Origin of the sequence: Bradyrhizobium sp. SBR1B, from assembly GCF_014198205.1 — a bacterium.
In the GTDB taxonomy this organism is placed as follows: domain Bacteria; phylum Pseudomonadota; class Alphaproteobacteria; order Rhizobiales; family Xanthobacteraceae; genus Bradyrhizobium.
On record NZ_JACIHC010000002.1, the window covers coordinates 142,012 to 166,530 of the forward strand.

Here is a 24,519-nt window from a genome sequence, read left to right on the forward strand (position 1 = left end):
GTCAGCCCCCGACCACGGGCCGGCGCACCGGCTGACCCGGACGCGCCGCGAGGTCCAGCACGCCATCGCTGATCAGCACCTGGCCGCTGACCACGAGATGCCGCACGCCTTCGGACGGACGGTTCATCGCCGTGAAGGTCGCGCGGTCCGAGAGTTTTTCGTAGTCGAACACGACGATGTCGGCGTCCGCGCCCTTCGTCAGCCGGCCCTTGGCGCGCATCGCCGGCGTGCTCTGCGACAGGATTTCCGCCGGGATCAGCGCGCATTTGCGCACGCCTTCCAGCAGCGACACGGTCTTGCGCTCGCGCACCCATTCGCGGATGAAGCGGGTGAAGCAGCCGGCTGAGCGCGGATGCGAGGTGGCATCGTCAGGCAGCGGCCAGGCATCGCCGGTGTAGGTCTTGCCGTCCGACGTCGTCCACGGCATCGCATCGGACGCGATCGCGCCGCCGGGATACAGCACCGACATGTCGAGCAGATCGCGGTGATGCGAATTGTTCTCGATGTCGAGGATGTGCCAGAGCACCAGCGAGGACGGCTCCTCGGCCTGCGCCTTCAGGAGCTCCTCGCGGTCGTGGAAGCGATAGCCGTCGGTCACGCGCTGCACCGAATCGTAGCCGGTGCCGTTGCGTTCGACGAATTCGGGGTCGCTGAAGAAGGCGGCGGCCAGCACGGTCGAGCCGGTGCCGTAAGGGTAGGCTTCGACCGTGATTGGCAGGCCCTGCGCCTGCGCCTTCGCGATCAGCACACGGCAACGCTCGACGTCGGTCTTGCTCGACGAGTTGAAATGGCAGATGTGCATGTGCGCGCCGGTGGCGCCGGCATAGCCGATCAGGCGGATATAGGCTTCCACCGCGCTCTCGGGGTCGATGCGCGACATGAAGGCGACGTGGGTGAAGGTCGGCACATCCTTGGCGGCGGCGAGCTGGCAGACCGCGGTCAGCTCCTGCACGCCGGCGCCCGGCGCATAGGCATTGAGGATGCCGACGCCGATGCCGCCTTCATCGAGACCGCGCCCGAGACGCTCGAGAATGCCGGCGACCTCCGCATCACTCGCCACGTTGTCCATCCAGCGGCGGTCGCGCATGGCGTTGCCGAACGCCTCCAGCGAGCTCTCCGCATTGGAGCCGGTCATTGCGCCGATGCGCGCAAACGCCCAGTTGGTGGCGGCGCCGTAGTTCAGCACGCGGCCTTTTCTCGCCTGGCGCTCATACCAGGACCCGACCGGCAGCACGCCGGCCTCGAGATCGAGCGTCGTCGTCACCCCATCGAACGCCTGCATGCGGTCCGCCGGGATCGATTGGCCATGCGCGTGCAGGTCGATGAAGCCGGGGGCGACCACGAGCCCGGTCGCGTCGATCACGCGCTCGGCGCCGCCAAGGCCCGTGCCGACCGCGGCTATCCTGCCATCCACCACCGCCACGTCGCCGACGGCGTCCATCCCACTCGCGGGATCCACCACCCGGCCGCCAGAGATCACCAAGCCGCTCATATCGTCACTCCCTCCACCTCGAAATCGCATCAAGGCAGATTCCGGAAGCGACGACCACCTCCACTGAAGCCGACGCAGCATGCTCGCACGGAAGGTCATTTCGCAGGCAACCCGCGGACGCGCGCCCGCGTCCTCGCGGCATGTTTTGCCCGAGTGATGCTGCTCTCCTCACCCTCTCGAAAGAAAGGGCGCAGGGAAGGCCGGGCGCCGGCTGGCACCCGTAAAGACCCCCGTGCTGAACAGATTGCACACGCAATGCACAGGGGAGACACAGGGCAGCCGAAACCAGGCCTTCCTTGCGCGATGGTCTGACGGCCAATATGCCGCGCTCTCCCGGGAGCCGAACTTTCCTTCTGGCCTCCCTCGCCCCGCGAATTGGATGATGCAGTCTGCCCGGTTGGGCTCGCTCGCATCTCCGCGAAAGGCTTGACCGTAGCAACGACGGCCAGGACCACACGGTTTTGCCGTACGCAGGCCATCCGGCTTCGCCAAGAGGCTCCGCCGGACATGGGCGCCGTTCGTCTTCGCAGGTCACGCATGCTCACGAGGTTCTCTCGCCCTGCACGCGCAAGCTCCGCCTTAACGCCGCCCGCGTCCACCGCAACTCCCAGCCCGCGCTCGAAACGACGTACGACCGCCCCTTTGGTGGGCTGGAATGGCCGACACATACGACAAATCCGAATTTCGGTAAAGTGGAATATTTTTGCGTGGAGGGGTTGACAGAACTTTGGCCTGTTTCGCTTGACGGGCGCCGATCGATCTGTGGCACGCCTCGAATGCGCGGTCCCGGCTTGAGAAGCAAACGGCCGGCGAGTAACCTCCGTGGTCTCCGGTAGGCCGCCTGTGGCCGACCAAAGGAGTACGCAGATGGCAAGGAAACTCCCGCCGATTCATCCGGGAGAAATCCTACGGGAAGAATTTCTCGTTCCGCTGAAGTGACGCCCTGCGCGGTCGCGGCGGCCCTGAATGTGCCACGCACTCGGATCGAGCGCGCGAAGAAAAACCCGTCACGGCCGACACTGCGCTGCGGCTCGGAAAGTTCTTCAAGACAGGCGCCGCGTTCTGGATGAACATTCAGACCCGCTTCGACCTCGAAACGGCAGAGGACGTGCTCGCACCTCAGATCAAGAATATTACGTCCTACGAGGCCGTTTGAGAGTGCGCCATGACTTGAACCCGCCGCGAACCGGCTCCGCCGTCTTCTCGCCTGCATTGTCATTCAGTGAGCTAGGCGGGGCGGCGTGAGGTGGGCAAAGTTCCCAAAGGTTCCCAGTGATCGTCCGACGTCCTCTGCAACGCGATTCCCGTCACTCCGTTTCGCGCCGCGCTTTCCTCGGCGGACTTATGTCGGCAGGGAGTGCCCTCGCGCTCGGCGGATGCGCCGGCCTGGGTGCGACCGGCGCGCGCTTCGATGCGTCGTCCCTCTCCGCTGACCCGACAGTACTCGTCACCACCACGCGCAAGCCCGTCAACGGCGCCCGTGCCAAACCATGGTTTGGGCCGGAACGCGCGACGGCCATGACGGTCGCACGGGCCAAGCTTGCGGCGCCGGACGAGAGCCGTCTGTCCCTCGCCTCGGTTGGACTTGGCGATTGGCGCCTTGATCGGGTCGAACCGGTGCCGGCCGACGCTGGCGATCTCGCTGCGCAGGCCGGGACAGGAGACGTGCTGATCTATGTGCACGGCTTCAAGCAGACGTTCGAGACGGCCGTGCTGGACGGCGCCCATCTCTCCGACGGGATCAAGTTCCGCGGCCGGACCATGGTGTTCTCCTGGCCCTCCAAGGCCGGCCTGTTCGACTATGCCTATGACCGCGACAGCGCGATGTGGTCGCGCGACGATTTCGAACGCGTACTCTCTGCGCTGGTGTCGGCGCCAAGCGCCGGCCGCGTGCACATCGTCGCCCACAGCATGGGAACCATGCTGACGCTCGAAAGCCTGCGGCAGCTCCATGCGCGTTACGGCGACACGGTCACGAGCAAGATCGGCGCCGTGGTGTTTGCCGCGCCTGATATCGACATGGACGTGTTCTCGTCGGCGATCCAGCGCATCGGCCCGCTGGCCGGCAAGATCACCGTGATCGCCGCGACGAACGATCGCGCACTCGCGCTGTCGGGACAGCTCGCAGGTGGCATGACGCGGGTCGGCGCGGCCGAGAAAGCGGTCATCGCGCGGCTCGGCGTGCGTGTGGTCGATGCCTCCCAGGAAGGCTGGGGCATCATCAACCACGATCTGTTCCTGTCGAATTCGGAGGTGCAGAAAGTGATCCGCCGCTCGATCGACGGCACGACGGCGTGAGGGAGTGGCTGTGCCGAGCCATGCGCGAAGCTTGCCCCTGAGTGCCAGTCTCGACCGATGGCGCTCCGCGCAGAAGAAAACCGCGAACACTGAATTGCAGCTTGCGGATGGAAGACCTATGTTGGGTCTCTAGTCAGGCAGCCGCCCATCGTATGGCGAGAGTCTGCAGGGTCGACCTCGCGGTGGATGGTTTGCATTCCGCATCGGAGGTGATGCCATGGCCATTGCTCCCACGCTCCAGAAATACCTCGCCGCTGAGAACATCCAGTACGAGGTGATCCCGCACGAACTCAGCATGACGTCCGCTCGAACGGCCGAGGCATGCCATATCTCGGGCGACCGCCTCGCCAAGGGCATCGTGTTGCGGCGCGATGGCGGATACATGCTGGCCATCCTGCCCGCATCGCATCACCTCCGCCTGTCGGACCTGAGGACAAGCCTCGGCGACAATGTCCACATGGCCAATGAAACCGAGGTCAATCGGCTGTTCAGCGACTGTGCACACGGTGCGGTTCCCGCCGTCGGCAAATGCTACGGATTGGACATGATCGTCGAGGACAGCATCGAGGCACAGCCAGACATCTATATGGAAGCCGGCGATCATGAGACGCTGCTCCATATGGGTCACGCGCAGTTTGCGCGCCTGACGGCCAACGCACCGCACGGGCGCTTCAGCGCGCATGACTGAGGTTTTGTAGACCGCCGATTGCCGTTGCGATCTTGGGCGGGAACTCTGGCCGTGAGGTCGCCGTCATACTGTTCCGCAGGGTGGCGGCGAGAGTGTCTGCGCTTGTCTGGTCGGAGTTCGGAAGATTGGGGGTGCCGTTGCATTGCATCAACGCACTTGAAACCCACGAACGGAGGCTCGCCATGAAAGTCAAAGACGTGATGCACAAGGGTGTCGACTGGGTCAGCCCCAACACCCCAATCAACGAGATTGCCAAACTGATGCGGGCGCATGACATCGGCTGCATTCCGATTGGCGAGGATGACAAGCTGGTCGGAATGGTGACCGACCGCGATATCGTCTGCAAAGGGCTCGCGAGCCACGGCTTCGATGCCGGCCGCGCGACGGCGCGCGACGTGATGACCGAGGGCATCCATTGCTGCCGCGAGGACGATGACCTCGCTAAGGCGATGCATCATATGGAGAAGCTGCAGGTCCGCAGGCTGCCGGTGATCAACAAGAGCAAGCGGATGGTCGGCATCATCAGCCTGGGCGACGTCGGCCATTCCGCGTCCGGTGATATGCTCACCGAGACCGTCAGGAGCATTTCGGCGCATCACTGAACTTGCGGCCAGGACTTACGGCCAGGGCTTGCGGCCAGGGCTTGCGGCCAGGGCTCTCTCGCGATCGCCGCTCAAACAGGCGTTGAGGGGGAGCCCGAGCCACGCGCTCGTCATGCAACCATCGCGCGGCACAGAAGCGACGGCGCGATGTGGCTTACTTTGCGCCGGAGTGAATGTCAGGGGCGGGCTCACTCGATCGCTTCATCAGCGTCGACGCTGCGGCGCGCAACCTATGACCAAGCGAGATCGCGCGGCCGGACGGGGCCGCCGTCGGATAGGGTCGCAGCAAAAAGTCGAGGAATATCGCGGATTTGGCGCTCCCTAGGGGAATCGAACCCCTGTTTCAGCCTTGAGAGGGCCGCGTCCTAACCGCTAGACGAAGGGAGCGTGAGGGCTAGCCAATAGCCTCGAATTCACGCCTTCCGCCTCGCATGACTCCAGTGCTTCTCGTCCACAATCGTCAACTAGGACGAACAACGTAGCAGCACAACGTAGCAGCACAAGCACCGGAATGGCAGTCGGCCCAAATTTCTCAAAAGATCGCCGGTTCTAGTGCCCAGCGGTTGGAATAGGGAGATCGCCTAGCTCATTCGCCCCCCGCTTGCGATAATTAGCTTTGACGCGAACGCGTTTTCTCTTCGGCCCCGCCGCGCTAGCGGCCCCGTTGGTCTGTCCTCCAACTGCTGAGGCCCATCGAGGTCCGAGACCACCCTCGCTAACAAGCACCGAGAGGTCCGCCCTTGTGCGAGGCCAGTGCAAGAACTGGTTGCCGATCACCCAAGCATTATGGATCGACCGGTTATGGAAGCTCTTCTTGAACAAAGCTATTCGGCCTCTGAAAGTGGCGCTTTTCGTGCAGATGGGACACCCACATCGCATCACATCCGCCGCGTCAGTACGGCCCAAAATTTTGCGGACCGCTCGCATGTCGGCACCAGGCGAGACTATGCGTTGACTTTTTAACGGCAAGAATACGGAGCCATACCCCGCCGCCTGCCTCCAGCCAATTGAATCCGCGGAATCTGCGCCAAGAGCGACCATCGCCGGAAAAGTTCGAGTGCCGCCCGCGCCAAACACATGAATTTTTGAACGTTGAAAGCGCGACCGCGTGGCCTGAACGCACATTGCGATGAAGGATTCTGGACTGCCTTCCCAATCAGCAAGTTGCCTGCGCCCTAGAAGGAGCGGCACGACTCCTCCAATTCCAACCCAACGTGGCCGCGATGAAATTGAAGCAATCAAGTCAAGGCAGACCTCCACCTCGGCCCGTGTCCGACCATGGACGACGGGCATTATGATCTTCTCAGGGAAACGTTCTGAGAGAAGCTCGTAGTTCATCACAGACCTGCGTATCTTCCGCATTCTGTCTCGCGCACCGTCGGACCTGTGAGGCGGAAGATCCAACGTTACAAAGATGTCCGCCTGTATCTCTTCTATGGCGCTGCTCACATGCCGAACGGACCAACGGGCCGAAGGAGCCATCGATAAAGCGAACCCGCCAGAATCTATCATCAATGGACCGGTGAGGCCCAACTTGCTTCGAAGATCAGCATTCAGATGAGTTCTTCGGAGTGATGGTCGCCGGATCGCACAGCCAAGGCTCGTCAGAAACGGCAACGAGTTGAGTTCTTCGTAGCCTGCGCAGATGCTGCTTGTGTCAACGCTTTGACCAAGCCACACTTTTAGACCACTTAGAAAGGTCACGCTTCGGTTGCTCCCGCCGAACTACTCAAGCCGACGCGGGATTCAAATCCGAATTTGAAGTCGGACAGACCAGTAGGCGGATGACCATAGTCGGTGAGCGCGTAGTGACCGTACTTTCCCCTCTCAAACCGTTCGAGGATAGAGGGATCGTTTAGGATGGCTTTGATGAGAAACCCGGCCGGCGGCAGAAGTCCGACATCCTTTGCTCCCGGTGCCACGAAATGAAATACCGAACACATGTCTCTCGGTAGACTATGCCACCTGACGGCATCTACGTAATGACGGTCGCAAAGGAAGTTGAAGATGTTGACCTTGCGCCCGGCGGTATGTGCATGGCGGACATAGGCCGAGATAGCTCTCGTATAAAGCTCAAGCCAGTGAGCTTTCACCTCTAAAAAATCACCTTTGTGAGTATCGGTTAAATGTATGTCGTAGTTTTGGATCGCTTCGGTAGGTTCAATCAGGCCGTATAGCCCCGACATAATCAGAACTTTGACGCCACCTTGCTTGCCGAGGTAGCTCTGCCAACCATCGCTCCCGATTTGGTGATAAAGGCGACCGGCATAGCGCTCGAAGGCTGGCAGGTACTGACCCGTCGTTGCGCTGCCGCCGATATCACGACCGCGGACAAGATTTTCGTTAGCCGGCTGGTGCGAACGGTTTCCTCCACGTTCAATGTTGTCTTCGAGTTTTCCGTCGTGCAGGGCAGAGAAGATGAAATTGCGCTTTGCTAGCAGGTCCTGCCTAAGAGAAGTTTCAGGCACCCAATCGAGCGGCTCACCAGAATAGGCTGCTCCACCCGAATTCTTAGTATGCGAACACGCGATCAAAATCAGGCGGTCAGGCAAAACCTGAGCAGCTTGGCTTCTTGAGATGTGGGGTGCCGCTACTTCTGCGTCTCGACTGATTGCACTTACGGCGTTGAGAGCGTCCCGTATGGTCTGGACTAGTACCTCAGCTACATAGTCGCCGCGTTGCCGTCCCTTCGCAAATCCCGTGTGGGTGCCGGGAAGAACGCCGGCCTCGTCATCATCGTCCGTAAAGTTATCTTTAACATGCTTGGCGATTACACGATCATCTGCAAACCTGAGGTGAAGCAGCTTGGGCCTGCTCGGCTTTGGTTCACGTTCCCGCGCCTTACGAATCGCCAATCGATATTCCGCGAACAAATGTTCAGGATTAGCAAGCTCTGCGACTTTTGGATTCAGGCGTGCAACGCCACGAAGAAGCCAATTGAAATACGGAACGCCTTCGAGAGGTGTTCCAGCCGTTATCACGGCTGTTATCTTTTGTAGAAGCTCGTCAGGCCCTTCGACTAACAGCTTGCGGCAAGCTTCTCTAGCAACTAGGCCCCCAAGGCTATGCCCAATGAGAAAAATGGGTTGGTGATCCGGGAATTTCGTCTTGAGGAAGGTCAGAACCTCACCAGCACTGGTTTCGAGATCGGATGGACTGAGCTTGCCTGCACTGTAGGTGGCTTGTCTGACATCAAAGTCAGAGCCCAAATACTTCTCTACGAAATCCGGCACTCCGTGCCAGCTAGTCTCGTCACCGAACAAGCCGTGAAGAAATAAGACCAAACCTGTCATGAATCGCTTCCCCCCACAGTTTATTGTTAGTAGTGGCGGGCCTCGACTTCAACCGAGTTGAGGGGCGTCGGCATACGTCTTTGGTCAGGAGGCGCTGGCTGTAACTCACCTATCCGGCAGCGTCGTAGAGGATGAACGCGTCCACGCAATCTGTGGACACGCCGCCCGGGCGCGGGGCGAGGAATACAAGGGCATCACCGTCAAGAAGTGGATAGAGGCGATAGCTGCATTCCCTCGCTACAAGGTCACCGACGCAGAGCGAGCAGAGGCAGCGTAGGCCGGTCTGAAAACTGCGAAAAAATGTGAGACGGTAATCGCTCCTGTTGTGGCCCGCATGACCCCCATGGGGGCCTCAGAAAAGCCGAGCGGCGGGACGACACGTAAGGTCCCAATGGGTGTTGTTGCCGATGTTCTCATACATCCAATCGAACTCGGCACTCCCGGTAACCCGGTCGATCCCGCCAGAAATGGTCGGCCTCCCCTTCGCGTACTGGCTACTGAATCCGACCATTGTGGGTGTGAGCGTTGTTATGGGTATTACGTTGTCGAGGAATGAGACGGTTCGATTGCCCGCGTTCACGATGACGCCGAGATTTGTGATCGGGTCAGGTTTCAAATCTGCGGCGGATGCCACCATAAACTTGCTTACTCCGTTACAGGACAGCGTGATTGTCGAGCCTTGTTGCTGCGCATTCGCGGACTGCGTCAGCACCAGGAATAGAACCGCGCAAGCGAACCTCATGGATGCCCCCTTTTCCGTCGCGATCTGTGACAGCGATTTTGTCGTTGCTCAAGCCGTCTGAACTGACCGAATTGGAACGCAAGATGCTCACAAAGGTATGGTTCTGTGAGTCATGCGATCATGGCCCGGAAACGCGCTCACAAGGGTTGACAGCAAGTCTGTGAGCATATTCTATGTGATCATTACCCTTGTGATCATGCGGGGCAGCATCGATGACTACTTTTCTGTACGCCAGAGTATCGACCGCAGAGCAGACGCTTGACCACCAGCTTACCCAAGCCCGTGAGGCAGGGTTCGCTATCGATGATGACCATGTCATCGCGGATCACGGTGTCAGCGGTGTTGCCACCCGGCTCTGCGAGCGTGAGCAGGGCAAGCGGTTGTTCGACCTGCTCAGACATGGTGACACGCTTGTGGTCCGGTGGGTTGATCGTCTTGGTCGCCGATACGATGACGTGGTGGAGACCATTCAGCACTTCATGAAGAAGGGCGTGATCGTTAGGACCGTCATCAACGGGTTCACGTTCGATGGCAGCACCAAAGACCCGATGCAGAAGGCCATCAGGGACTCGCTGATCAACTTCATGGCCGCGATGGCTCAGGCACAGGCCGAAGGTGCGAGAGACATGCAGAGGGCTGGCATTGCCCTTGCCAAGGCCAGTGACCAGAAAGCGTATCGAGGGCGCAAGCCGTCGTTCACCCGTCAACAGGTTGAGAAAGTGCTGGCGCTTGCGGGACAAGGCGCGATGAACACCAGCCAGATTGCGAAGGAAGTAGGCTTGCAGAGGATGGCCGTGACCCGGATCATCCTGAACCCGGCCAACGCGAAACAGCAGCTTGCGACGTGGGCAATGTGACGCTTGCGTTGGCGGAAAGTGAGCCACGAGTCGAGAGGCTGTAACCTCGTCAGATCTTCTCCAGAATCGACAACGAGGTGCCTCCTCCGTAGGTCTACGGGGAAAAATGAAGAAAACCCTGTGTAAGTGGCGGATAGATGTTAGGAGCGACGCCGGAAGCGTTGCGAGTCTTACCCGAGAATCATTCAATGAGGGTACGGCGTCACCACCGATTCGTGGTGCTGCCTAGAAGGGTCAGGATGCCGATCCGTTGACACCGGAGAAGAACTCGGCCCCTGCCCCTTCTGGCGCTCAGCTCCCGAAGATTTCCTTCGGGGAGCTACTCCCGCGGAGTGGTGGTCAGGTCATCTCCGATCTGGCCACCACTTTCCGGGAACATGATCCGAACAAGCTGTGTGTACGCTTACGGTACCTATCGCAGATTTTTAGTAAAGCTAAAGTTGACCGCCTGATGGCCCAAACGCGCAACCGTCAACAACCTGCGAGGCCCTCTGTGGACGTACTTCGGCTTAGTCCAGGAGCCGCCTCTTTGATCGTGTCTGGGCCTCGAACGCTTGCAGCACGAGCAGGAGCTGAAGTCGGCCTTCGTGTTCACCAGCGAGCAGACTGGCGCGTTCACAACGGCCGTTCGCTCGCATGATGCAGCGGGCGGGCGTTGAGGCTGGGATTCCATTTAAGGCCACACATGCTGCGTCATGCTTGCGGGTTTGTCCTTGGCCAACAGAGGACACGACAAACGAGCCTTGCAGGCTTATCTCGGACACAAGAACATCCGGCACGCCGTCAGATACACGGAGCTATCGCCGACGCGGCTGAAGGACTTCCGGAGGGGCTGAGCGCATCGCGGTGTGGGCGGGATTGCACGACCAATTTGACTTGGACGACAGAGGCTAGCGAGGGCTTCACCTCCGTGCGCAACATGCTATAGGGTAGCAAGAAGCGCGAGATGCACGCAATTATTGAGAGATAAATGAAATTAACGCCTTGGGATCCGGATGTAAGAAGCATCGTTGATCGTATCCATCGTGGTGACATCGATCTTCAACCCGACTTCCAAAGACAGGAAGTTTGGTCGCTAGCGAAGAAAAAGAAGTTGATCGACACGATCTTACGAGAGTGGTCTATCCCTCCCGTCCATCTTGTTATGACTGAGACCAACCAGCTCGAGGTGCTTGATGGTCAGCAACGGCTCGCCACGGTCCGAGATTTTCTAAATGATCAGTTCTCTATCGACGCGAACATAATTCCTCTAGATGGGCGGCTAACGCCCCTGCACGGCAAATTCTATTCCCAATTGGATCCCGCCACACAACGAAAGATCGATCAATACACCATCCGCGGATTTCGGATCACCGATTTTGAGCCCGACGAGCCGAACGAACTCTTCTACCGGTTGAACCAACCGACCGGCTTGACGGCCGGCGAAAAGCGCAATGCGCTATATAGTTCTGCGCGAAAGCAACTGAAGACCTTGGTAAGTCGGTTTCAGGCGCTAGATAATACTAAAGAAACCATCGGCTTTTCGAACGCCCGCATGGCGTACGATGACGTGCTAGCCAAGCTCCTCTTTTTCCTTGATAGAGGCACGTTCTCAGTAAAAAGCACTGAAAGCTTGATCTCCGATCGCTTTCGAGATCCGCAAGGCTTTAATGACGCGGTGATCGCACGAGCAAACGTGTGCATCGACAAATTCTCCTCCGCACGGGAGAAAATCGGGCCGCGCAGATTCAACAAAGCTAGCGTCCTTTCTTGGTTGCTATACTGCGCGAGGCTTGATGCTCACGACGAAGCCGGACCTACGATGGACCGCTTCTTTTTCGCTCAGGCGTCGAAGTCTGGCAGAGACTATCTTTCGGATGCGATAGGCGTGTTTTCCGACCGCGCGAGTTTACGGGTATCGGACGTCTCGTCCGTTGCTTACCGCGACTTTTGTCTTTGGTATTTGCATTTCTTCGCCGTCAGCACCTCTGTCCCTGCGTCTATCCGCGTGGACCGAATAACACTCGTGCACGACACGCTGAGACAACGCTCAGATGTCACTTTAGAGCACGTGCTAAATGAAAGCCTGAGCATTGCAGAGTGGAGCACCCTGCAATGAGACATGCTCGTGCGCAGGATTTCTACCGGCGAATCCGAGAGAAGCCAGAGCATTGGCCCGTCCGGGTAGACCGCATCTCATTCAAGGGGGTTCCGAGCCTCGGTGAAGGTGACATTCCACTCACTTCGGTTCTAACCGTGTTATGTGGTCCAAATGGCGTTGGCAAGACATCCTTGCTAAGGGCGATTTGGGCGACGCTCGACCCAGCTGCTGCGGCTCGTAAAGTGATCACCGCTCGCAAGCTCTCTGCTGGTACCGCTTCGGTTGGCCTGCATGTTGGGAGTGAGATTCTGACCTGCGAAGTCACCTTTGTAGAAGGCGAGATCAAAGGTGGAAAGGAGCATGGCATCGAGATTGTGCACCTCGATAGCTCCACTGAAGTTCTCCAACAGCAAGAGGTTTTCTGCTCTTACGACAGCGCAGAAGACGTGATCAACGGCGAGGGAGGCAGAACGCTCGACGAAAAAGAGCTAGCGACGCTGAACTACCTGACCAAGCGAGATTATCGCACGGTGCAGGTCTATGAGCTGGAGCTGGCAGAAGCCGTGCTTCCGTTTTTTGAGGTCACATTCGGCGCTGATCGCTACGATAGTCGCACAATGGGCGCTGGTGAGCTTGCCGCATTTTACTTATGGTGGTCACTCGCCAGGGCTGCTGAGGGATCCATCGTCCTTATAGAAGAGCCAGAATGCTACCTCTCTCCAAGTTCGCAGGACGCGTTTCGCGACTACGTAGCGAGCATGGCATTCCTACGAAAGCTCTGCGTGGTGATGACGAGTCACTCCGCTCAAATCATCGCGCCGCTAGGCAAAGAGAGTACCCGTTTCTTCCGCCGCGACGCTCAGGGGATTAAGCTAGTAGCCGATCGGCCCCCGCCGATTCTTCTCGAGACGCTTGGTATTAAGCCGCCCGTTGACACTATCGTCTTCGTCGAGGACGCTGCGGGAAGCACGTTTTGTCGGCTTTGGCTGGAAAGGCTGGACCCCAATCTGTCTCGACGGATCGAGATCATGGCTCGGAACGGCGAAGGCGAGATCATCAATGCCGTAAGACAGCTTCGCGGCCCCTTTAAGTTCATTCGCTTTGTAGGTCTCTTCGACGGGGACATGAGGGGAAAGATTCCGGATGACGTGCAGCCAATGAGCGTTCATCTTCCGGGAGACAAGGCAATAGAGATCGTGTTCAGAGAGATGGTTGCCACAGATCCAATCAAGGTTGCTGAAGCAACAGGATGGACAGATCTCGAGACGATCCTCTTTGGTCTACAGGGCTCCGATCACCATGACTGGTACCACAAACTGGGCCAGCACGTGGGCCTGACCAAGCCGCAACTTTTCGCGGCGCTGTTCACCATCTGGATGAAAGACGAGGCTAACAGCACAGCGGCCGGGGCTTGTTACCGTGACCTGCTGAATTTGATGGATGGCACCGCGGATGTACCTCAGCCGGTCTGACGCTTCGGCAAGTGCGTTTTCGAGAGATACGATGACCTAAAAGCTCAGCGCCGCAAGTGCTCATACGGGTCATAGAGGCCCTCAGCTTTCTACGTTCCGACTTGCTTCTCGGGGGGGGAGACGGTTGCGCCATTTCTTCAGTGACTGCGGGCCCGCCACATGCATCCACGGGTGGACTGCCTATCCACACATGGATAGATTATTCAATGATTTCAATGACTTAATCTTGCCACACTCTCGTTGAAAAAGCTCTCTCGACGCTGACTTGCTCGATCCCGTGTACGTCGCGATGCGCCTCAACCACGACAGTTCGTGTCTGTCTGTTGGGGCATGGCTGCAGATCAACGCAACTAGCAGGGCTACAATGAAACCACGCTGCCGTGTGAACGGCTGCGCGAACACTCGCGCCGGTCACTCACTCCTCTGTTCGAAGCACAGGTCCCGCAAACGCCGTCATGGTCACGAAGAACAGCGGACCATCAGCAAGGGCGATCTGAAACCGTTCATCGACAAGGTTCAGACGCGGATCGCCAAGCAACCCGATGCCAAGCTCTGGTCTATCTGTGACCAGCGATGGGAAATCGTGACTGCCAGTTGGCGGGCCGAACTTCCCAAAACGATTGTTCGCTACGTGCGAGCGGGGATGAAGGAACTGGTTCGACTGGCCGACACCGTGTCTGGTCGTGAGGTCGCAGTCGCTGTCATCGCAATGTACCTCCTCCAGGATTACGACCCTCGCCTGTTCAAGGACGAAACGGGTTTCCGCACTCAGCTTGTCAGGCGAGTTAGGGGCCTATCCAGCACCAGCTTCTCCCACTGGAACGGGGCCAGCGATGGTCGCGAGCGGCGAGCCATGAAGGAGCTAGAGCCGAGAACCGCCGAGTATCTAAGTGGTTTGCTGGTGGAACTGTTCGGCCCTGCTGGAGTGCGGGTGGCACAACTTGAACGGCGTGAGGAGGAGCAGCAGCGCAAGGAGCGGCTTGCCTATTTCGATGCGCTTGGCGAGGTGCAGTGAAATGCTCGCTTCAGGAAGACTTTTGCCAGCACCTGGCTGGCTCACAAATCCAAACCTTTGGGATCACCATGATCATCGAACGTTTGGAGCGGCAGGCTGATCCTGCCGAGGAAGGGTGCGAAGACCGCCAGCGTTTCGCCTTCAACCCGCAACCAGCATGAGGACCACAATGATAGAAAAGGCTATAGATGAGTTCATGAGGAGTGAGCCGAGTCGGGCTTTTGCAGCACACAACGTTTCCGCAAAGCTCGACGACATCTCCTACCTGAACCTTTACTCGCTGCGCAGGATGATGGAGCCTGTTTGGCGAGAGAGGGGCTTCCACGTCACGATGTCAGATGTGGTGGGTTTCTGCATCTATCAGACTGCAAAAACATTGGATTGGAAGGCGTAAGAAACTGACCCATCGTACAGCCCTCGGATGTACGGTGGGCCGCTCACCTTTCCCTTAGCCATCAGAACCGGCCACCCTTATGGCGGACAAACGCTCGACAAAACGATGCCGGGTGACGGCTCGCCAATGGGAAGGTGATGGAGACGACCGTCGTAAACCCCCTCAACGTGCTGATCTTCTTTAGCATGGTGAGGAGGTTTTCCTGATGAAGTTGGATCGCCCTTTTCCCTCACCCAACCCGAACCACCGACCACTCGCACCGTTGAAATCCGAGAAAGCCGTGCTGACACAGTTAGAAAACGCATACGAAGCAGCCATGCAGAGACAAGCAAGGCTACGTAATCGAGAGATCACCAACTTCGACAGGGAAGTCTCACAGTCAATCTTCACGGCTGGCCTCTTAGCAATCGAGGACAGTGAGCGTGGTGTGGCTCAGTATAGGGTCGTGTCCGCTCCGACAGGCAGCGGCAAGTCCAGTTATACGCAAGCTTTTGCCAAGGCTTTCATCGAAGTCCACCCCGAAGGCTCCGTTCTCTTCCTTGTCGAGACAATCCAACAAGCGGACGACACGTACCGGGAGATGTCAGCCCTTGTTGGCCAAACGAACGTTGCGATCTGGACCAGTGCCCATGATAGCCGGACCTCGCGAGACACCATCGAACATCAACACGGGTTTGTCCCCGAACACCGTTTTTCGGTCGATGATCTTGCGAACTACCCTGTCGTCATTGCCACCCACAGGTTCTACATGGGGTCGCGAGCGGACAAAGCGACAGTGTATCGCGGCAAGGCCCGCAGGCTGACGTTCGTCGATGAAAAGGCGGCTGACGTTACCATCTTCGACGTAGATACCGGGCTGATCAAGACAGTCCGGGACAGGCTGGCGGAGAAGCACACCTCGAATTTGGCTCATGTTGCTCAATTGACCAGATTGCACGACCACCTTGAGGCGGTATGGCAGGCCGCAGCCGGCAAAGCTTCGTTCGATGAGATACTACGAGCCGGGAAGATCGACCTGACTTGGTTCAACTCCGAACAGGCCAACAATTACATCGCGTCATCTGATGACCAGGTGAAGAATGTCTTCGGCTTCGGAAGATCGCTGGCTAAGGGGTTCGCCTTTTTGTCCCGCTATGATGAGTACGGCAAGGGTGCGCGGTTCGTCGGCTACGAGATGAACATGCCGCTCAGACCGGGGACCATCCTCCTTGATGCTACTGCGGACATCGACGGTGTCTCACTGCTCGTCAACAATCGTAAGCATGTACGGGTGCCACGGGTCGATTTCAGCAAGCTCACGATCACTCACATCGAGCCGGATATACCGAACGGATACACAGTCAGTCAGATCATCAAGGAAGCAAAACGAGCGAAGCCGTATGCTGCTTGGATCATGGAAACTATCAGACAGAACAGCCACCCCGGTGAGCAGGTGCTGGCCGTCGTCCACAAGGGGCTTCTGGACCACGAATACCTCCCGAACGACAAACGGGAATTCTCTGATCCGTTTGATCTCGATGCACGAAAGGTCTGCTTCATCCACTGGGGGTCGGGGATAGGCTCGAACCGCTGGAAAGACGCAACCGCCGTATTCCTGTTCGGTGAATTTCATGTTCCCAAGCGAGCAATGGTCGGCACCAGTTTGGGTCTGAGGGAGGAACAGGCGACCGCATCTGCACTCGCCCCCTTTCAAACGCCTAACCCAAGAAGCAGCCAACTACGCTGGATACGAGAGGGGCATCTGTGTCGGCACATGAAACAGCTCGCGATGCGAGGCAATGCGAGAAACATCGATGCCGATGGCGTCTGCGGCGAACAGCGCCTTTACGTTACGGCGGAGTTCGACCGACTAATCGGACATAAGGACCAGACGTTTCCCGGTGCCAAGCTGATTAGCCAAAGCAAACCGGGGACGAGGAAAGATGGAGGCGTAAAAGGTCTAACGTTGCTTCTCTACAGCACGGCTGCGCCAGAAATAACAACTGTTGAGCTTGAGAGACTGACAGGCATCTCGTTCCAGAAAAACAAGAGCCGTTATCTTGCAAACCCTCTCGTCCAAAAAGCGATGAAGGAAACGGGCTTCACGTTCTTGGCTGGGAAAGGCCGGGGCAATCCAGGCCGCTTTGCTCGTTGTAATATGTTGTCGAAAGCCGGTTAATGCCATGCATGTCATGGATCTCTACAATCTCACTCCATCGAACCTTACTTTGCTAAGCTCCTCTGCTAGCCGGGGCAGCGGATAGCCGGTATCCCTCACGCCATCAGCGTCACGCTTTCGTCCGTATCGAGCGCCGACACTGCTATTAGAATGCCCGACAAGGTGATTGATCACGACCTCATCGACGCCAGCAGCGCGGCCGAACCGTTTGAATGTGCCGCGAAACGAGTGAAACTTCTTCACCGGATCATCAACGACGTGCTCTGCGAGGTAGGCGTTAAACCACTCGCTCCATTTATTGGCACGGCTTGCCAGCTTGCTCCTGTCCTCAAATCCGGGCCAAAGGCTCGACAATGGGCCAACTGCCCTGCGGCGCTCCTCCACGAATGACGGGAAGCCGAGGCGAACCAGTTCAGGATGGATCGGGACACGCCGGATCGAGGACACGGTTTTAATCCTCTTGTCACCTTCGCGGTCGAAACGCAGCGTCCAAATGTCGGTTTCCGGGTCTTTGGCTATGTCCTGAACCAATAGCTGGATCACCTCCGTGCGGCGAGCACCTTGAAACAGAGCGAGTAAGGGTGCCCACATTGCCGTCTCACAACGTCCCCCCTTGGGGCGCACACCGGCAGCGAACACCGGGCTCGCCATCAGCAGCTTCAACTCGTCCTTGGTGAACGGCTCGTAATAGTCCTCATCGGCGGAATCGACGTCGAACGCCACGTCAAACGGGTTGCGCCATCCAGTCCCGTCGAAGTGACCGTCCTGTTCGGCACGGGCAAGTACTGCGCCGAGCAAGGTCAGGGATTTGTTGATGGTCGTTGCTAAGCGTGGTTCGTACGCACTCAGATCCCGTTGCAGCAAGTCCGGCAGGGTAAGCTGCTTCAAGTCTGCCGGAAGACCCTTGGGTATTCGGCTGATTGCGTCCCGATACTCGCGGCCATGCCCTTTGTTGATGTGATGTACGGGCAAGTCTCCGAACAACTCAACGAACCTGCGACGGGCTGCGTCAGTTTCGGTGACGGTGTTAGGGGCAGGCGTCCTTGTGCCCTTCGCTCCGCCCCCGCTAGACCATGCATGGAACGCCTTGGTTATCGTGGGGACATTTAAGGGCGCAGCCATGAGTCCACCGAAGGCCTCAGCACCTGCCGGGGCCTTGGCTGACTTCGGAAGCGGCAGACAAACGGCGTTTTGTACAATCCCAATGCAACCTGTTGCAGGTAACTGATCGTCACCTGTCAATGGGACAGCTTGTTCGGGCTGATAGTTGCCGGTCAGGAACGCTCTCGCCGCGTCGAACAGGTTTAGATGTTGTGCGATCTGAATGCCAACACGCTGCTTGGCTTCGCGTTCGACCGCCGTTCTCAACGAAAGCCAGACTGCCGTCTTGAAGCGACCGAGCCGCGTGGGGCTTTCCAGTTGCTTAATTGTCAGCGGGATCGAATGCGGTAGTGGCAGGCCCGCGAGATCGTCAGGCAGATCGATCTTGAACCAATAGATTCCGTTACGCCTGATCAGGTGTGAGACACGCGGCATTCCATCGCTTCCCGTAGCACGAAGACGTAGCAAACGAGGAAGCTGCACCGAGCAATGCCAGCGATGTCAGGCAGTTAGGAGGAAATGGCGCTCCCTAGGGGAATCGAACCCCTGTTTCAGCCTTGAGAGGGCCGCGTCCTAACCGCTAGACGAAGGGAGCGTGAGGGCTAGCCAATAGCCTCGAAATTTGTCCGCCGCAAGGACCCCGAGGAGCCTTTTACGGCTCATTGGCGAATTTCAGCCGCCCGGCCGGCTTGAGCGTGTGGGCGTCGAAGGTGCGGATCTCGATGACGCCGCCGACATCCAGGCTGACCACGAGGCGGTCGCCGGCGAGGCCGGTCGAGACGATTTTGGCGCCCTTAGGCAGGATGGCGGTGACGTCACTGGCCGCCTCGGCCGCCCTTCCCTCCGACTTGAAAAGGCGGTAGCCCACCGCGATTAGCACGGCGCAGATCGCCAGCGCCGTGGTCAACCCCGCGATCAGCATCATCCGCCGCACCCGCGCGAACAGCGCGGCCTGCTCGGGGCTCGGTTCGGGAACAGCGGTATCAGTCGTCGTCATGGAAAATTTTGGCTCTGCGCAAAGGTTGGAGGTCGTGGTCGCCGGCAACGAGGGGTCGGCCCGGCTCGACCGCGTGCTGGCGGCACACCTCACCGACCTGTCGCGATCGCGGCTGAAAGCCCTGATCCTGGCGGGCGCGGTGAGCCTGAAGGCCTCCGCGGTCCGCGACCCCGCTTATCACGTCACATCCGGCGATACGATCATAATCGACGTGCCGGCGGCGGCCCCGCCGGAGCCGAAGGGGGAGGATATCGCCCTCGATATCGTGTTCGAGGACGATGACATCGTCGTCCTCAACAAGCCGAAGGGGCTGGTGGTGCACCCCGCGGCCGGCCACGAGACCGGTACGCTGGTGAACGCGCTGATCGCCCATTGCGGCTCTTCGCTGTCGGGCATCGGCGGGGTGCGCCGGCCCGGCATCGTGCACCGACTCGACAAGGACACCACAGGGCTGATGGTGGTCGCCAAGAACGACCTCGCCCATGCCTCGCTGACCGCGCAATTCGCCGACCACGGCCGCACCGGTGCGATGCGCCGCGGCTACATGGCCTTTGCCTGGGGCGTCCCAGGCCGCCATCGCGGCACCGTCGACGCCCCGATCGACCGCCATCCGCATGCACGCGAGAAGATGGCGGTGCGCCAGGGCGGCCGCGAGGCGGTGACGCATTGGGAGATTCTGGAGAGTTTTAACGGACGCGACGGCAAGCCGATCGCGACGCTGCTCGCCTGCGAGCTCGAGACCGGGCGCACCCACCAGATCCGCGTCCACCTCGCTCATATCGGCCATCCCCTGATGGGCGATGCCGTCTATGGCCCGCATTTCAAGACCAAGGCGAACCAGTTGGCGCCCTCGTCGCAGGGCGCTCTGGCCGCGCTTGGGCGGCAGGCCCTGCATGCGTATTTGCTGGTATTGGAGCACCCGAGGACCGGAGAATTACTCCACTGGGAGGCGCCTTTGCCGGAGGATTTGCTTCTCCTCCAGAGCACCCTGAAAGCGGCGGTATGACGCAGGCCCTTTAAGAAAAGCGTTACATTACAAAAGATTATAGCTGCCACACGGGGTCGTGACGTCAGCAATCCTTCCCTTTTTGCCCCCCCATGGGGTATATTGCGGCTGCGTTGGAAATGACCAACGGAACATCGCAGCTACGGCCGGCTTTAACACAGCGGTCGTCTGCCTGGCCCGCCGCTATCGGGGGCCTGAACCTTTGGAGGGCTTCAGTATGGCCCGTACCGCTGCTTTGCCGGTCCTCAATGGAGAATCCGGCCTTTCCCGTTACCTCGCCGAGATCCGCAAGTTCCCGATGCTGGAACCCCAGCAGGAATACATGCTCGCCAAGCGTTGGCGCGAGCATGACGATCGCGACGCGGCGCACCAACTCGTCACCAGCCACCTCCGGCTCGTGGCCAAGATCGCCATGGGCTATCGCGGCTACGGCCTGCCGATCTCCGAGGTCGTCTCGGAAGGCAATGTCGGCCTGATGCAGGCGGTGAAACGTTTCGAACCCGAGAAGGGGTTCCGTCTCGCCACCTATGCGATGTGGTGGATCAAGGCGTCGATTCAAGAGTACATTCTGCGTTCCTGGTCGCTCGTGAAGATGGGCACCACCGCGAACCAGAAGAAGCTGTTCTTCAACCTGCGCAAGGCGAAGAGCAAGATCAACGCGCTGGACGAGGGCGATCTGCGTCCCGACCAGGTGAAGATCATTGCCAAGCGCCTCGGCGTCACCGATCAGGACGTGATCGACATGAACCGCCGCCTCGGTGGCGACGCGTCGCTCAACGCACCGATCCGCGACGACGGCGAAGCCGGCGAGTGGCAGGACTGGTTGGTCGACAATACGCCCAACCAGGAAGCCATGCTGGCCGAGCACGAGGAGTACGACGAACGCCGTGACGCGCTGAACGGCGCCATGGGCGTGCTCAACCCGCGCGAACGCCGCATCTTCGAGGCTCGCCGCCTCGCCGATGAGCCGATGACGCTGGAAGACCTCGCTGCCGAGTTCGGCGTGTCGCGCGAGCGCGTCCGCCAGATCGAGGTCCGCGCCTTCGAGAAGGTGCAGTCCGCGGTCAAGGGCACGATCGCAAGGGCCGAACAGGCCGCGCTGGAAGCCGCGCACTAAGCGGGGCTTTTCCGCGGTAAGAGATTGGCGGATCGAGAAAGAGAAAAAGCCGGCGGCAACGCCGGCTTTTTTGTTGGGTGAGCTGCGCCAGCTTCGCGAAGCTGGCGGGGGCACTTGAACGCCTATGACGGGTCGCCCGACACATGATGGTCGGATCACATCACAAGAGCGGGCACGCACCGTGTCGATCATCCTGCAATCCACCGTCGGCGGCTTCTCTCCCCAGTTCATGCGCAAGCTGCCGCTGGTCGAGCAGGCGATGCGCGAGCATGGGCTCGAGCCGTCGGAGTTCGTGATCTCCAAGGACTATGCAGGCACGGCGACGATCCCGCTGATGGGGCCGTTCTTCTTCAGTTACAGCGTGTTCTTCGGCGAGGAGACATTCACCGTCACCGAGCCGAACGACATGGTGTTTCTGGATTACTTCTTCAAACGCGTGCTGGCGGTCGATGATCCGCCGGAATTGCCGCAGCGGCCGGGATTGATGCGACGGTTCTTCGGTTGGATGGCGCAGGCGGTGTAGCCAATCCGGGCCGCCGGTCGTTCACCTCGCCCCGCTTGCGGGGAGAGGTCGAATTTGCGCGAAGCGCAAATTCGGGTGAGGGGGACTCTCCGCGAGTCCAACTCTCAGCGTCCCCGTCCCCGCAAGCGGGGCGAGGGAGCGCACCTCCTACTCCCCCCACATCCTCGCCAGCGTGGCGAGCCAGCAGCCTTCGCAATAGCGCGCGTCCTTGTAGTCGATCCAGTTGTGGGCATAGACGCGGTCGAGCGGGATGTCGTAGCGCGCGCGCAGGACCTGAACGAGCACGCGCCACGCCGCGACCTGCGCGTCGGTCGGACCGGTCGTCACATCAGGATAATTGCCGGCGAACTCGACGCCGATCGAATTGTCGCGCACCACTTGCCGATAGGTCGCGCTGTTGTCGATGAACTTGTTGTCGTTGCGATTGGCGCCGTCGCCATGGGTCGGCACCAGGTTTTCCGCGACCGCCCAATAGACCGTGCCGTCGGTTTCCACCCACACGGTGACGCCGCGCCGCGTCGGGGTCTTCGCTTGCGCTTGCGCACCGCCGCGCGCCGAGCCCGCCGGCCCTTCGGTCTGGTGCACGATGATGTTGCGCCAGGGTCTTGCGTTCCGGACGTCACCCCAGGGCGCCAGCCAGACCAGCTTCAGGCCGGGAATGTCGGGCGTGCCGGAGGCGCGTGCGAGCTTTGCGAGCTCGGCATCTTCGGCAGCGGCGGGGGCGATCAGAAAGAAAGCGGCCAGAACGGCCGCGAGCAGGCGAGCGATCATCATGCGGGTCCAACGGTGACCGCAACCTAGCATGGCCTCAGGCGAAATGGCGCGCGGTCTCGCCCCGGCCGATCGGCTCAGGCGAGAGCGGCGGCGACGGATCGTAGACGGCAAAATCGTTCTTGCCGTTCTTCTTGGCGGCATAGAGGGCGTGGTCGGCATTGGCCATCAGGCGATCCGGGAATTCGCCGATGCCGCGATCCCACTGCGCGACTCCGATCGAGATCGCGATCGGGATCTCGCTGCCGGTGCAGGCCTCGGCATCCTGACGGCAGACCTCGAGCACGCGGCGGGCGATCGCGGCGGCCTCGCGCAAGGACGAGGACGGCAGCACGACGCAGAACTCGTCGCCACCGGTGCGGGCCAGCATGTCGCCGGGCCGCAGCCGCGTCTGCGCCATCAGTGTGAAGTGCTGCAGGCAGGCATCGCCGGCGGCATGGCCGTGGGTGTCGTTGATGGTCTTGAAGCCGTCGAGATCGATCACCAGCAGCGAGAACGGCGCACCGCTGCGCTCCGAGCGGGCGCATTCCTCGGTCAGGCGCTGCAGCAGATGCCGCCGGTTGGCGACGCCGGTGAGATCGTCGAGCAGCGCGAGGTCGGCGACCTCGCCCCGCAGCCGGTCCATCGCCATCAGCAGGAAGCCGAAATTGAGCGTCATCGACAGGAACAGCAGCCCCAGCACCATCACGGCATGGGTCTGGCCGCCGGCCTTCGCCGACAGATCGTGGCCGAGCAGATTGCCGATCGTGCGGGCAATGAGGATCGCGATGATGGTGAGGATGACGATGCCTGACAGCCGCGCGCCCGGGCTGACGCGCCCTTCCGGCGGCGACAGCAGCAGGCGCAGCGCCAGCATCAGCGGCAGGGCCTGACCGAGCGTGTAGCTGAGCATGCGCAGCTGCATGTGCTCGAAGCCGACCATGAAGACCACGACGCCGGCAAGGCTCAAGGCTCCCGTCGCCGTCATCAGGCGCCATGAGACCGGCCGGCCATAGAAGCGCTGAATGCCCATCGCGGCGAGGCAGCTCGCGGCGATCACACCGGCCGCACCGAGCAGAAGCGGAAGGGGAGACGCCACGAACAGGCGCACCAGCGCCGTCATCGCCCCGATCGCACCGACAAAGGACGATGCCATCCAGAACCGCGCGGCGGCAAATTTCGGATAGGAGCGCGTCACGTAGGCCCAGATCACGCCGAGCGCCAGGAAGTTGACGACGAAGACGGTCCAGAGCGTCGGTACGTTCAGCATGACGCGCGCGGCATGCGCAGCGTCGCGCCCCCCGTCCCTGGCAGCCGTCCGTCCATGACCCATCCCCGTTTTCTTGCGGAGAAGAATGCGGCCTTCGCGCTTAATGGAGTCTCACCGCGTTCCGGCAAAACGCGCCTTTGGTTTTGGATTCATGAACGGCGCCGCTCCGTTGTCGGATCGTTAGGGATGTCGGCGGCGACGCCGCTTCGACGCCGCGATGCGGATTCGCGCACCAAAATCACCCGAAAATGCATCTGAGCTGTGGATAACGCGATGACACGGATGTGACAGCGCGGGGCAGGAAGGCGCGAATCTGCTGAGTTTGTCGTCGAGGATGTTGCGAGGCTGGCCCTCCGCCGAGCATCCCTCGTGTCGCGTTCCACCATTAACCCTTAAGAGGATCCTATGGCTAAGAAAGCGAAGAAGGCGACGAAGAAGAAGGCGAAGAAGGCCAAGAAGGCGAAGAAGAAGTAACGAGGCTTGTTCTTTGCCCGGGTGGAGCTTGCTCCGCCCGGGCGTCGGGTAAGTTTGAAGGTGGCGGGCGCGAGGCCCGCTTTTTTATTGGGTGGTGTTGAGAACGCTGCCCCTCCTGGACGCCGCATCAAGAACGTGGATGCCCGGGACAAGCCCGGGCATGACGAACCTTTCAAAAGGTGAAGGAGAA

Annotated in this window: 19 protein-coding genes and 2 tRNA genes; 12 read left to right on the forward strand and 9 right to left on the reverse strand. The window is 59.8% G+C overall.

Annotation, left to right across the window (positions count from 1 at the left end; translation table 11 throughout):
* Position 1: 1 nt before the first annotated feature.
* On the reverse strand, positions 2-1,492 hold the full coding sequence (locus tag GGD61_RS05295) for an amidohydrolase family protein (protein ID WP_092260667.1): 1,491 nt from the start codon (positions 1,490-1,492) through the stop codon (positions 2-4).
* Between the two features lie 1,344 nt (positions 1,493-2,836).
* Between GGD61_RS05295 and GGD61_RS05300 the strand changes: the two genes are divergently transcribed.
* From GGD61_RS05300 to GGD61_RS05310, 3 genes are all read left to right on the forward strand, one after another.
* A complete protein-coding gene (locus GGD61_RS05300) occupies positions 2,837-3,790 on the forward strand; it encodes an alpha/beta hydrolase (RefSeq protein ID WP_177237309.1) in 954 nt (317 codons plus the stop codon).
* Between the two features lie 217 nt (positions 3,791-4,007).
* Positions 4,008-4,478 (forward strand): aminoacyl-tRNA deacylase, encoded by a 471-nt coding sequence (locus GGD61_RS05305; RefSeq protein ID WP_092260663.1) that lies wholly within the window; start codon positions 4,008-4,010, stop codon positions 4,476-4,478.
* A gap of 182 nt (positions 4,479-4,660) precedes the next feature.
* Entirely contained in the window at positions 4,661-5,080 is a 420-nt protein-coding gene (locus tag GGD61_RS05310; RefSeq protein ID WP_092260661.1) for a CBS domain-containing protein, read from the forward strand.
* A gap of 312 nt (positions 5,081-5,392) precedes the next feature.
* Here GGD61_RS05310 and GGD61_RS05315 read toward each other — a convergent pair.
* The 3 genes from GGD61_RS05315 to yaaA form a co-directional block, all read right to left on the reverse strand.
* Positions 5,393-5,467: transfer RNA gene (locus tag GGD61_RS05315), tRNA-Glu, on the reverse strand.
* Between the two features lie 162 nt (positions 5,468-5,629).
* Positions 5,630-6,784 carry a hypothetical protein gene (locus tag GGD61_RS41600; protein ID WP_183230406.1) on the reverse strand — a complete coding sequence of 385 codons (1,155 nt, stop codon included), beginning with the start codon at positions 6,782-6,784 and terminating at the stop codon, positions 5,630-5,632.
* Entirely contained in the window at positions 6,781-8,373 is a 1,593-nt protein-coding gene (gene yaaA, locus GGD61_RS05325; RefSeq protein WP_183230407.1) for a peroxide stress protein YaaA, read from the reverse strand. Before yaaA ends, GGD61_RS41600 begins: the two co-directional genes overlap by 4 nt.
* Positions 8,374-9,327: 954 nt before the next feature.
* Here yaaA and GGD61_RS05330 point away from each other — a divergent pair.
* The 6 genes from GGD61_RS05330 to GGD61_RS05355 all read left to right on the forward strand — a co-directional run bounded on the left by GGD61_RS05330 (position 9,328) and on the right by GGD61_RS05355 (position 17,091).
* Positions 9,328-9,972, forward strand: a complete 645-nt coding sequence (locus GGD61_RS05330) for a recombinase family protein (RefSeq protein WP_183230408.1) — start codon at positions 9,328-9,330, stop codon at positions 9,970-9,972.
* 695 nt (positions 9,973-10,667) lie between these two features.
* Positions 10,668-10,808: a tyrosine-type recombinase/integrase gene (locus GGD61_RS41605; RefSeq protein ID WP_409362451.1), complete on the forward strand. Its 141-nt coding sequence runs from the start codon at positions 10,668-10,670 to the stop codon at positions 10,806-10,808.
* A gap of 134 nt (positions 10,809-10,942) precedes the next feature.
* On the forward strand, positions 10,943-12,070 hold the full coding sequence (locus GGD61_RS05340; protein ID WP_183230409.1) for a DUF262 domain-containing protein: 1,128 nt from the start codon (positions 10,943-10,945) through the stop codon (positions 12,068-12,070).
* The gene (locus GGD61_RS05345) at positions 12,067-13,524 is read left to right on the forward strand and encodes an ATP-dependent endonuclease (RefSeq protein ID WP_183230410.1); all 1,458 of its coding nucleotides are present in this window, start codon (positions 12,067-12,069) and stop codon (positions 13,522-13,524) included. The genes GGD61_RS05340 and GGD61_RS05345 overlap by 4 nt, the downstream gene beginning before the upstream one ends.
* Positions 13,525-13,789: 265 nt before the next feature.
* Complete coding sequence (locus GGD61_RS05350) at positions 13,790-14,539, forward strand: hypothetical protein (RefSeq protein ID WP_183230411.1); 750 nt, start codon at positions 13,790-13,792, stop codon at positions 14,537-14,539.
* Between the two features lie 599 nt (positions 14,540-15,138).
* Positions 15,139-17,091: a DEAD/DEAH box helicase family protein gene (locus GGD61_RS05355; RefSeq protein WP_183230412.1), complete on the forward strand. Its 1,953-nt coding sequence runs from the start codon at positions 15,139-15,141 to the stop codon at positions 17,089-17,091.
* Positions 17,092-17,112: 21 nt separating this feature from the next.
* On the opposite strand, the gene GGD61_RS05360 is transcribed toward GGD61_RS05355, so the two are convergent.
* The 3 genes from GGD61_RS05360 to GGD61_RS05370 all read right to left on the reverse strand — a co-directional run bounded on the left by GGD61_RS05360 (position 17,113) and on the right by GGD61_RS05370 (position 19,189).
* On the reverse strand, positions 17,113-18,627 hold the full coding sequence (locus GGD61_RS05360; RefSeq protein ID WP_183230413.1) for a site-specific integrase: 1,515 nt from the start codon (positions 18,625-18,627) through the stop codon (positions 17,113-17,115).
* An 85-nt stretch (positions 18,628-18,712) separates the two neighbouring features.
* Positions 18,713-18,787, reverse strand: a tRNA-Glu gene (locus GGD61_RS05365).
* Positions 18,788-18,844: 57 nt separating this feature from the next.
* The gene (locus GGD61_RS05370; RefSeq protein WP_028140457.1) at positions 18,845-19,189 is read right to left on the reverse strand and encodes a hypothetical protein; all 345 of its coding nucleotides are present in this window, start codon (positions 19,187-19,189) and stop codon (positions 18,845-18,847) included.
* Between GGD61_RS05370 and GGD61_RS05375 the strand changes: the two genes are divergently transcribed.
* From GGD61_RS05375 to GGD61_RS05385, 3 genes are all read left to right on the forward strand, one after another.
* Positions 19,188-20,195 (forward strand): RluA family pseudouridine synthase, encoded by a 1,008-nt coding sequence (locus tag GGD61_RS05375; protein ID WP_092260659.1) that lies wholly within the window; start codon positions 19,188-19,190, stop codon positions 20,193-20,195. The two genes, GGD61_RS05370 and GGD61_RS05375, sit on opposite strands and share 2 nt — an antisense overlap.
* A 217-nt stretch (positions 20,196-20,412) precedes the next feature.
* The gene (rpoH, locus tag GGD61_RS05380) at positions 20,413-21,312 is read left to right on the forward strand and encodes an RNA polymerase sigma factor RpoH (protein WP_018318222.1); all 900 of its coding nucleotides are present in this window, start codon (positions 20,413-20,415) and stop codon (positions 21,310-21,312) included.
* A gap of 181 nt (positions 21,313-21,493) precedes the next feature.
* On the forward strand, positions 21,494-21,835 hold the full coding sequence (locus tag GGD61_RS05385; RefSeq protein WP_018318223.1) for a hypothetical protein: 342 nt from the start codon (positions 21,494-21,496) through the stop codon (positions 21,833-21,835).
* A 147-nt stretch (positions 21,836-21,982) separates the two neighbouring features.
* On the opposite strand, the gene GGD61_RS05390 is transcribed toward GGD61_RS05385, so the two are convergent.
* Both GGD61_RS05390 and GGD61_RS05395 read right to left on the reverse strand, forming a co-directional pair.
* Positions 21,983-22,609, reverse strand: coding sequence for an N-acetylmuramoyl-L-alanine amidase (locus GGD61_RS05390; protein ID WP_092260657.1), 627 nt, complete (start codon positions 22,607-22,609; stop codon positions 21,983-21,985).
* A 34-nt stretch (positions 22,610-22,643) separates the two neighbouring features.
* On the reverse strand, positions 22,644-23,855 hold the full coding sequence (locus GGD61_RS05395) for a GGDEF domain-containing protein (RefSeq protein ID WP_177237308.1): 1,212 nt from the start codon (positions 23,853-23,855) through the stop codon (positions 22,644-22,646).
* Positions 23,856-24,519: the final 664 nt, after the last annotated feature.

Excerpts from the sequence above, each read along its gene's own strand:
- GGD61_RS41605 (WP_409362451.1), top strand. The coding sequence starts at position 10,668 with ATGCTTGCGGGTTTGTCCTTGGCCAACAGAGGACACGACAAACGAGCC.
- GGD61_RS05390 (WP_092260657.1), bottom strand. The coding sequence starts at position 22,609 with ATGATGATCGCTCGCCTGCTCGCGGCCGTTCTGGCCGCTTTCTTTCTG.
- GGD61_RS05330 (WP_183230408.1), top strand. The coding sequence starts at position 9,328 with ATGACTACTTTTCTGTACGCCAGAGTATCGACCGCAGAGCAGACGCTT.
- GGD61_RS05395 (WP_177237308.1), bottom strand. The coding sequence starts at position 23,855 with ATGCTGAACGTACCGACGCTCTGGACCGTCTTCGTCGTCAACTTCCTG.
- GGD61_RS05300 (WP_177237309.1), top strand. The coding sequence starts at position 2,837 with ATGTCGGCAGGGAGTGCCCTCGCGCTCGGCGGATGCGCCGGCCTGGGT.
- GGD61_RS05295 (WP_092260667.1), bottom strand. The coding sequence starts at position 1,492 with ATGAGCGGCTTGGTGATCTCTGGCGGCCGGGTGGTGGATCCCGCGAGT.
- GGD61_RS05370 (WP_028140457.1), bottom strand. The coding sequence starts at position 19,189 with ATGACGACGACTGATACCGCTGTTCCCGAACCGAGCCCCGAGCAGGCC.
- GGD61_RS05305 (WP_092260663.1), top strand. The coding sequence starts at position 4,008 with ATGGCCATTGCTCCCACGCTCCAGAAATACCTCGCCGCTGAGAACATC.
- GGD61_RS05310 (WP_092260661.1), top strand. The coding sequence starts at position 4,661 with ATGAAAGTCAAAGACGTGATGCACAAGGGTGTCGACTGGGTCAGCCCC.
- GGD61_RS05360 (WP_183230413.1), bottom strand. The coding sequence starts at position 18,627 with ATGCCGCGTGTCTCACACCTGATCAGGCGTAACGGAATCTATTGGTTC.
- GGD61_RS05340 (WP_183230409.1), top strand. The coding sequence starts at position 10,943 with ATGAAATTAACGCCTTGGGATCCGGATGTAAGAAGCATCGTTGATCGT.
- GGD61_RS05375 (WP_092260659.1), top strand. The coding sequence starts at position 19,188 with ATGGAAAATTTTGGCTCTGCGCAAAGGTTGGAGGTCGTGGTCGCCGGC.
- yaaA (WP_183230407.1), bottom strand. The coding sequence starts at position 8,373 with ATGACAGGTTTGGTCTTATTTCTTCACGGCTTGTTCGGTGACGAGACT.
- rpoH (WP_018318222.1), top strand. The coding sequence starts at position 20,413 with ATGGCCCGTACCGCTGCTTTGCCGGTCCTCAATGGAGAATCCGGCCTT.
- GGD61_RS05345 (WP_183230410.1), top strand. The coding sequence starts at position 12,067 with ATGAGACATGCTCGTGCGCAGGATTTCTACCGGCGAATCCGAGAGAAG.
- GGD61_RS05355 (WP_183230412.1), top strand. The coding sequence starts at position 15,139 with ATGAAGTTGGATCGCCCTTTTCCCTCACCCAACCCGAACCACCGACCA.